The 8042-nt window shown below is 71.4% G+C and carries 7 protein-coding genes and 1 riboswitch; all 7 genes read left to right on the top strand.

Annotated elements, in window-relative coordinates; all coding sequences use genetic code 11:
• Window positions 1-157: 157 nt before the first annotated feature.
• The 7 genes from pyrH (at window position 158) to AB0469_RS33260 (ending at window position 7951) form a co-directional block, all read left to right on the top strand.
• Window positions 158-937 carry a UMP kinase gene (pyrH, locus tag AB0469_RS33230; RefSeq protein WP_042813440.1) on the top strand — a complete coding sequence of 260 codons (780 nt, stop codon included), beginning with the start codon at window positions 158-160 and terminating at the stop codon, window positions 935-937.
• Window positions 938-1031: 94 nt separating this feature from the next.
• A complete protein-coding gene (gene frr / locus AB0469_RS33235; protein WP_042813431.1) occupies window positions 1032-1589 on the top strand; it encodes a ribosome recycling factor in 558 nt (185 codons plus the stop codon).
• On the top strand, window positions 1589-2665 hold the full coding sequence (locus AB0469_RS33240; RefSeq protein ID WP_366455187.1) for a phosphatidate cytidylyltransferase: 1077 nt from the start codon (window positions 1589-1591) through the stop codon (window positions 2663-2665). Before frr ends, AB0469_RS33240 begins: the two co-directional genes overlap by 1 nt.
• 136 nt (window positions 2666-2801) lie before the next feature.
• Window positions 2802-3917 (top strand): 23S rRNA (adenine(2503)-C(2))-methyltransferase RlmN, encoded by a 1116-nt coding sequence (rlmN, locus tag AB0469_RS33245; RefSeq protein WP_366455188.1) that lies wholly within the window; start codon window positions 2802-2804, stop codon window positions 3915-3917.
• Window positions 3918-3937: 20 nt separating this feature from the next.
• Window positions 3938-4066, top strand: a riboswitch (TPP riboswitch).
• Window positions 4067-4155: 89 nt separating this feature from the next.
• Window positions 4156-5256 (top strand): thiamine ABC transporter substrate-binding protein, encoded by a 1101-nt coding sequence (locus AB0469_RS33250; protein ID WP_366455189.1) that lies wholly within the window; start codon window positions 4156-4158, stop codon window positions 5254-5256.
• Window positions 5257-5312: 56 nt separating this feature from the next.
• A complete protein-coding gene (locus AB0469_RS33255; RefSeq protein ID WP_366455194.1) occupies window positions 5313-6929 on the top strand; it encodes an iron ABC transporter permease in 1617 nt (538 codons plus the stop codon).
• Window positions 6929-7951: an ABC transporter ATP-binding protein gene (locus tag AB0469_RS33260; protein WP_366455190.1), complete on the top strand. Its 1023-nt coding sequence runs from the start codon at window positions 6929-6931 to the stop codon at window positions 7949-7951. The genes AB0469_RS33255 and AB0469_RS33260 overlap by 1 nt, the downstream gene beginning before the upstream one ends.
• The last annotated feature ends 91 nt before the right edge of the window (window positions 7952-8042 follow it).

Below are 8042 nucleotides of genomic sequence, written 5' to 3' on the forward strand. Positions count from 1 at the left end.
TCCGTACGCGACGGACACCGGACCCCGATAGGGTCTGAGGCAGTCGTCCGCGCTTGCGCCGGACGACCGCAGATCTGACGAGGAGGCCATTGCCGCAGAGGGAACCGAGAGGACCCACCGGCAATGGCCTTCTTCGTATGTGCACGAGGAGATCTCCATGAACCAGGGCGTGGACCCCCACACCGCATCCCACGACAAGAGCGACCACGAGAAGAAGGGTCGCCGCTTCATGCTGAAGCTGTCCGGCGAAGCCTTCTCCGGCGGCGGCGGGCTGGGTGTCGACCCTGACGTCGTGCACGCCATCGCCCGCGAGATCGCGGCCGTGGTCCGAGACGGCGCCGAGATCGCGGTCGTCATCGGCGGCGGCAACTTCTTCCGCGGCGCGGAGCTTCAGCAGCGCGGCATGGACCGGGCCCGGTCCGACTACATGGGCATGCTCGGCACCGTCATGAACTGCCTCGCCCTCCAGGACTTCCTGGAGAAGGAGGGCATCGACAGCCGCGTCCAGACCGCCATCACCATGGGCCAGGTCGCGGAGCCGTACATCCCGCTGCGCGCCGTCCGGCACCTGGAGAAGGGCCGCGTCGTCATCTTCGGCGCCGGTATGGGCATGCCGTACTTCTCCACCGACACCACGGCCGCCCAGCGCGCCCTGGAGATCGACGCCGAGGCCCTGCTCATGGGCAAGAACGGCGTCGACGGGGTCTACGACTCCGACCCGAAGACCAACCCGGACGCGGTGAAGTTCGACGCGCTGGAGTACAACGAGGTGCTGTCCCGGGACCTCAAGGTCGCCGACGCCACGGCCATCACGCTGTGCCGCGACAACCAGCTGCCGATCCTCGTCTTCGAGCTGCTCGCCGAAGGCAATATCGCCCGTGCCGTCAAGGGTGAGAAGATCGGCACGCTCGTGAGCGACCAGGGCACCCGGGCCTGAGCCCGTCGCACCGGGCCCTCCACGGGCCCGGTCCGGGCGGCCCGTACCGCCCCGCCCGCCCGAACCATCCATTCAAGACATGCAGGAGCACGTGGTGATCGAAGAAATCCTCCTCGAAGCCGAGGAGAAGATGGAGAAGGCCGTCGTCGTCGCCAAGGAGGACTTCGCCGCGATTCGCACGGGCCGTGCGCACCCGGCGATGTTCAACAAGATCGTGGCGGACTACTACGGCGCCATCACGCCCATCAACCAGCTCGCCTCCTTCTCGGTGCCCGAGCCGCGCATGGCCGTCGTCACCCCCTTCGACAAGAGCGCCCTGCGCAACATCGAGCAGGCGATCCGCGACTCCGACCTGGGCGTCAACCCCAGCAACGACGGCAACATCATCCGGGTGACCTTCCCCGAGCTGACGCAGGACCGCCGCAAGGAGTACATCAAGGTCGCCAAGAACAAGGCCGAGGACTCCCGCGTCTCCATCCGCGCCGTGCGCCGCAAGGCCAAGGACGCCCTCGACAAGCTGGTCAAGGACAAGGAGGCCGGCGAGGACGAGGTGCGCCGCGCCGAGAAGGAGCTCGACGACACCACCGCGAAGTACGTCGCGCAGGTGGACGAGCTGCTCAAGCACAAGGAAGCCGAGCTCCTCGAGGTCTGATGAACGACTCTCCCTGGGCCGCTGAGCCGGTACCGGCGGGTCCCGCATACGATGCGCTGGTGGGCCCGCAGACTGCGCCCATGCCCATCGTGCCCGATGCCGCCGGCCGTGCGTTCGACGACCGGGAAGCACGCGATCGGGGGGCCGCCTTCGCCGGCGGCCCCCCGCTCCGTACCGAGATGCCGTTGCAGGAGCCCATGCCCAGCCCCCCGCCACCGCCTTCCCAGGCACCGCAGGACGCCTCGCCCCCGCCGCAGAAGAAGCGCGCCGGGCGGGATCTGCGTGCCGCCATAGGGGTCGGCGTCGGCCTCGGCGCGGTGATCTTCGCTTCGCTGTTCATCGTCAAGGCCGTCTTCGTCGGCGTGATCGTCGTCGCGGTCGTCGTCGGCCTGTGGGAGCTCACCTCCCGCCTTCAGGAGAAGAAGGGCATCAAGGCGCCGCTGGTCCCGCTCGCGGTCGGCGGCGCGGCGATGGTCATCGCCGGCTACGTCCGCGGGGCCGAGGGCGCCTGGGTCGCCATGGCGCTGACCGCGCTGGCGGTGCTCGTCTGGCGGATGACGGAACCGCCCGAGGACTACCTCAAGGACGTCACCGCGGGCGTCTTCGCGGCGTTCTACGTGCCCTTCCTGGCGACCTTCGTCGCGATGCTCCTCACGGCCGAGGACGGCCCGCAGCGGGTGGTGACCTTCCTGCTGCTGACCGTCGTCAGCGACACCGGGGCGTACGCCGTCGGCTGGCGCTTCGGCAAGCACAAGCTCGCGCCGCGGATCAGCCCCGGGAAGACCCGCGAGGGACTCCTCGGAGCGGTGGCCTTCGCGATGGCGGCCGGCGCGCTGTGCATGGAGTTCCTGATCGACGGGGGCTCCTGGTGGCAGGGCCTGCTGCTGGGCCTGGCCGTCGCCGTCAGCGCGACCCTGGGCGACCTCGGCGAGTCGATGATCAAGCGCGACCTGGGCATCAAGGACATGGGCACGCTGCTCCCGGGCCACGGGGGCATCATGGACCGCCTCGACTCCCTGCTGCCGACGGCCCCGGTCGTCTGGCTGCTGCTGGCCGCCTTCGTCGGCACCGGCTGACGGGTCCGGGCCGGGTTATCCTGGAGGGCGCGCCGTGTTCCACGCGGCGCGCCCTTTCCGTCCGGCGGCCCAGACGCCGCGGACCGGCCCTGCATGCGCGGGGTGACCCCCACCCCGTCGTACCGAGGAGTACCGCATGGCCCCCCGTCCCGCTCCGGGTGAGCTCACCTTCGTCGCCCCGCGAGGGGCCAAGAAGCCGCCCCGGCACCTCGCCGACATGACCCCGGCCGAGCGCCGCGAGGCGGTGGCCGCGATCGGCGAGAAGCCGTTCCGGGCCAAGCAGCTCTCCCAGCACTACTTCGCCCGCTACGCCCACGACCCGGCGGAGTGGACCGACATCCCGGCGGCCTCGCGCGACAAGCTCCAGCAGGAGCTGCTGCCCGAGCTGATGAACGTCATCCGGCACATCAGCTGCGACGACGACACCACCCGCAAGACCCTGTGGAAGCTGCACGACGGCACCCTCGTGGAGTCCGTCCTGATGCGCTACCCCGACCGGGTCACCATGTGCATCTCCTCGCAGGCCGGCTGCGGGATGAACTGCCCGTTCTGCGCCACCGGCCAGGCCGGCCTCGACCGCAACCTGTCCACCGCCGAGATCGTGCACCAGATCGTCGACGGCATGCGCGCCCTGCGCGACGGCGAGGTCCCCGGCGGCCCGGCCCGCCTGTCCAACATCGTCTTCATGGGCATGGGCGAGCCGCTCGCCAACTACAACCGCGTCGTCGGCGCCATCCGCCGCCTCACCGACCCGGAGCCCGACGGCCTGGGCCTGTCGCAGCGCGGCATCACCGTCTCCACCGTCGGCCTGGTCCCGGCCATGCTGCGGTTCGCCGACGAGGGCTTCAAGTGCCGCCTCGCCGTCTCCCTGCACGCCCCGGACGACGAGCTGCGCGACACCCTCGTCCCCGTGAACACCCGCTGGAAGGTCCGCGAGGTCCTCGACGCGGCCTGGGAGTACGCCGAGAAGTCCGGCCGCCGGGTCTCCATCGAGTACGCCCTGATCCGCGACATCAACGACCAGGCCTGGCGCGGCGACCTCCTCGGCCGCCTGCTCAAGGGCAAGCGCGTGCACGTCAACCTGATCCCGCTGAACCCGACGCCCGGCTCGAAGTGGACCGCCTCGCGCCCCGAGGACGAGAAGGCCTTCGTCGAGGCCATCGCCCGCCACGGCGTGCCCGTGACCGTGCGGGACACCCGTGGCCAGGAGATCGACGGAGCGTGCGGACAGCTCGCGGCGAGCGAGCGGTAGTCTGGCCCGCGTACATCTGCATATTCCGACAGGGGAGCGCCACAGCGCTGAGAGTGCGGCACCACGTTTTTGAGATCGAGCACCGTGGCCGCAGACCCTCTGAACCTCGCCCAGGTCATTCTGGGTAGGAAGTTCGGTCACCACCTCAAGCTGTTGCGCCCTGCCCGGGCGCCCCGCTCCATCCGAGCGCCCGGGCGGGGCCGCGTCTTCTCCTGGTCATACCCAGGAGGAATGAACCGTGAGCACCACCAAGAAGATCGCGGGTGCGGCGCTGGCCGCGGCCCTCGGTGTCGGCACGCTCGCCGCGTGCGGCGGCGGCGCCAAGAACGAGGACGGGGCCGCCGCGAGCGGAGCCCCGAAGTCCAAGACGATCACGCTCGTCTCCCACGACTCCTTCAACGTGACCGAATCGGTCCTCAAGGAGTTCGAGCAGCAGAGCGGCTACACCGTCAAGGTGCTGAAGTCCGGGGACGCCGGCGCCGCCCTCAACCAGGAGATCCTCACCAAGGGCTCCCCGCGCGGCGACGTCTTCTTCGGAGTCGACAACACGCTCCTCTCCCGCGCCCTCGACAACGGGATCTTCACCCCGTACGAGGCCAAGGGCCTGGCCGGGGTCAAGCCCGAGTTCGTCCTCGACCCGCAGCACCGGGTCACCCCGGTCGACTCCGGCGACATCTGCGTCAACTACGACAAGGCCTACTTCGCCGACAAGAAGATCGCCCCGCCGCAGACGCTGGACGACCTGGTCAAGCCGGAGTACAAGAACCTGCTGGTCACCGAGAACGCCGCGACCTCCTCGCCCGGCCTCGGCTTCCTGCTCGCCTCCGTCGGCAAGTACGGGGAGGACGGCTGGAAGGACTACTGGAGCAAGCTCAAGGCCAACGGCGTCGAGGTCGTCGACGGCTGGGAGCAGGCCTACAACGAGCGCTTCTCCGGCTCCGCCGGCGGCAAGAAGGCCAAGGGCGACCGCCCGCTGGTCGTCTCGTACGCCTCCAGCCCGCCGGTCGAGGTCATCTACGGCGACCCCCAGCCGGCCGAGGCCCCCACGGGCGTGGCCACCGGCACCTGCTTCCGCCAGGTCGAGTTCGCGGGCCTGCTGAAGGGCGCGAAGAACGAGGAGGGCGGCAAGGCCCTCATCGACTTCCTGATCGGCAAGAAGTTCCAGGAGGACATGCCGCTCCAGATGTTCGTGAACCCGGTGGTCAAGGACGCCAAGCTGCCGGAGGCGTTCACCAAGCACGGCGTGGTGGTCGAGAAGCCGGAGAACGTCGCCCCCGAGACCATCGCGAAGAACCGCGACCAGTGGGTCAAGGCATGGTCCTCGATCGTCGTGAAGTAGTCCGCGACGGCTCCCCGAGGGAGGGCGGGCGGGCCACCGCCGTCAGGCTGGCCCTGATGGCCGTGCCGCTCGCCTTCTTCGGGCTGTTCTTCGCCTACCCCGTGGCCGCGATCGTCGGCCGCGGGTTCAGGACGGACGGGGGCTGGCAGTTCGGCCGGATCGGCGAGGTGCTCTCCCAGCCCGACATCGCCGGCGTGCTCTGGTTCACCACCTGGCAGGCGCTCGCCTCGACCGTGCTCACCCTGCTCGTCGCGCTCCCGGGCGCGTACGTGTTCGCGCGCTTCTCCTTCCCCGGCAAACAGCTGCTGCGCGCCCTGGTCACGGTCCCGTTCGTGCTGCCGACCGTGGTCGTCGGCACGGCCTTCCTGGCACTGGTCGGACGGGGCGGTCTGCTCGACGAGGTGTGGGGCGTCCGGCTGGACACCACCGTCTGGGCGATCCTGCTCGCCCACGTCTTCTTCAACTACGCCGTCGTCGTCCGGACGGTCGGCGGGCTGTGGGCCCAGCTGGACCCCCGTCAGGAGGAGGCCGCCCGGGTGCTGGGGGCCGGGCGGTTCACGGCCTGGCGGCGGGTGACCCTGCCCGCGCTCGCCCCGTCGGTGGCCGCCGCCGCGCTGATGGTGTTCCTGTTCACCTTCAGCTCCTTCGGCGTCGTGCAGATCCTGGGCGGGCCCTCGTACGCCACGCTGGAGGTCGAGGTCTACCGGCAGACGGCGCAGCTGCTGGACCTGTCGACGGCCGCGGTGCTGACGCTGGTCCAGTTCGCCGCCGTCGGGGTCATCCTCGGCGTGCACGCCTGGACCGTGCGCCGGCGGGAGGCGGCGCTGCGTCTCGTCGACCCCTCGCGCACCGCGCACCCGCCGAGCGGCTGGGCGCAGCGCGGGCTGCTGGGCGGGGTGCTGCTGACGGTGGCGCTGCTGATCGTGGCCCCGCTCGCTGTGCTGGTGGAGCGGTCCCTGGACGCGCCCGGCGGGTACGGGTTCGGGTTCTACCGGGCGCTCCAGGAGAGCGGCTCCGGGGGCGGAACGTTTCTGGTGCCGCCGCTGGAGGCCATCGGCAACTCCCTCGAGTACGCGCTCGCCGCCACCGCCATCGCCCTGGCCGTCGGCGGTCTCGCGGCCGCGGCGCTGGCCCGGCGCGCGGGCCGCTTCGTCCGGGGCTTCGACGCGCTGCTGATGCTGCCCCTCGGGGTGTCCGCCGTGACGGTGGGCTTCGGGTTCCTGATCACCCTGGACGAGCCGCCGCTGGACCTGCGCACCTCATGGATCCTGGTGCCGCTGGCCCAGGCCCTGGTCGGGGTGCCGTTCGTCGTGCGGACCATGCTGCCGGTGCTGCGCGCGGTCGACGGGCGGCTGCGGGAGGCGGCGGCCGTGCTCGGGGCGTCGCCGCTGCGGGTGTGGCGCGAGGTGGACCTGCCGCTGGTGCGGCGGGCGGTGCTGATCGCGGCGGGCTTCGCCTTCGCGGTCTCGCTGGGGGAGTTCGGCGCGACGGTGTTCATCGCCCGGCCGGACCGTCCGACGCTGCCGGTGGCCGTGGCCCGGCTGCTGGGGCGGGCCGGCGAGATGAACTACGGGCAGGCCATGGCCCTGAGCACGATTCTGATGCTGGTGTGCGCGGTGTCCCTGCTGGTGCTGGAGCGGCTGCGACCCGACAAGACCTCGGGAGAGTTCTGATGACCCTGCTCCGGCTCGACGGGGTGACGGTGCGCTTCGGCGACCGCGCGGTCGTGGACGCGGTGGACCTGGAGGTCGCCGAGCACGAGACGGTCTGCGTGCTGGGGCCGAGCGGCAGCGGCAAGTCCACCCTGCTGCGGGTGGTGGCCGGGCTCCAGCCGCCCTCCGCCGGACGGGTGCTGCTCGGCGGCGCCGACCAGGCCGGGGTGCCGGTGCACCGGCGGGGCGTCGGCCTGATGTTCCAGGACCACCAGCTCTTCCCGCACCGGGACGTCGGCGCGAACGTCGCCTTCGGCCTGCGCGTCCGGGGCTCCGCGAAGGCGGAGCAGGGGGAGCGGGTCGCCCGGCTGCTGGACCTGGTCGGGCTCCCGGGGGCCCAGGGCCGGGCCGTGGCCTCGCTGTCGGGCGGTGAGCAGCAGCGCGTGGCCCTGGCCCGGGCGCTGGCCCCCTCGCCGAGGCTGCTGATGCTCGACGAGCCGCTGGGCCAGCTCGACCGGGGGCTGCGCGAGCGGCTGGTGGTGGAGCTCCAGGGCCTGTTCTCCCGGCTGGGCACGACCGTGCTGGCCGTCACCCACGACCAGGGCGAGGCTTTCGCCCTGGCCGACCGGGTGGTGGTGATGCGCGACGGCCGGATCGCCCAGGCGGGCACCCCCCTGGAGGTGTGGCAGCGGCCGGCCTCGGAGTTCGTGGCACGCTTCCTCGGCTTCGAGAACGTGGTCCCGGCCACCGTCGCCGGGGGCGCGGCCGCGACCCCGTGGGGGAAGGTCCCCGTACCGGCCGGCTCTCCCGAGGGCGAGCGGCGGCTGCTGGTCCGCCCGGCCGGAGTGGTGCTGGGGGCGGCCGGGCTGGACTGCGTGGTGGAGTCCCGTACCTTCCGGGGGACGCACGTGGCCCTGCTGCTCCGGCCCGCGTCGGGCCCCGTACTGGAGGCGGAGTGCGCCCTGGCCGCCGCGCCGGCCGCGGGAGACCGGGTCGCGGTGGCCTTCACCCCCTCCGAGGTGGTCGTCCTTCCCCCGGCCTAGGTGTTCTGTCCAGGGAGGTTGTGGACGGGTGATGCAGGTCTCGGTTGAGGGATCTTGAAATGGGTGAGGGCCTTCTGGCCTGGTGTGGATT

Source organism: Streptomyces sp. NPDC093801 (assembly GCF_040701585.1).
GTDB lineage: Bacteria > Actinomycetota > Actinomycetes > Streptomycetales > Streptomycetaceae > Streptomyces.

Bases quoted from the DNA above. Each gene is read 5' to 3' on its own strand.
- pyrH (WP_042813440.1), top strand. From the start codon at position 158: ATGAACCAGGGCGTGGACCCCCACACCGCATCCCACGACAAGAGCGAC.
- AB0469_RS33240 (WP_366455187.1), top strand. From the start codon at position 1,589: ATGAACGACTCTCCCTGGGCCGCTGAGCCGGTACCGGCGGGTCCCGCA.
- rlmN (WP_366455188.1), top strand. From the start codon at position 2,802: ATGGCCCCCCGTCCCGCTCCGGGTGAGCTCACCTTCGTCGCCCCGCGA.
- AB0469_RS33255 (WP_366455194.1), top strand. From the start codon at position 5,313: ATGGCCGTGCCGCTCGCCTTCTTCGGGCTGTTCTTCGCCTACCCCGTG.
- AB0469_RS33260 (WP_366455190.1), top strand. From the start codon at position 6,929: ATGACCCTGCTCCGGCTCGACGGGGTGACGGTGCGCTTCGGCGACCGC.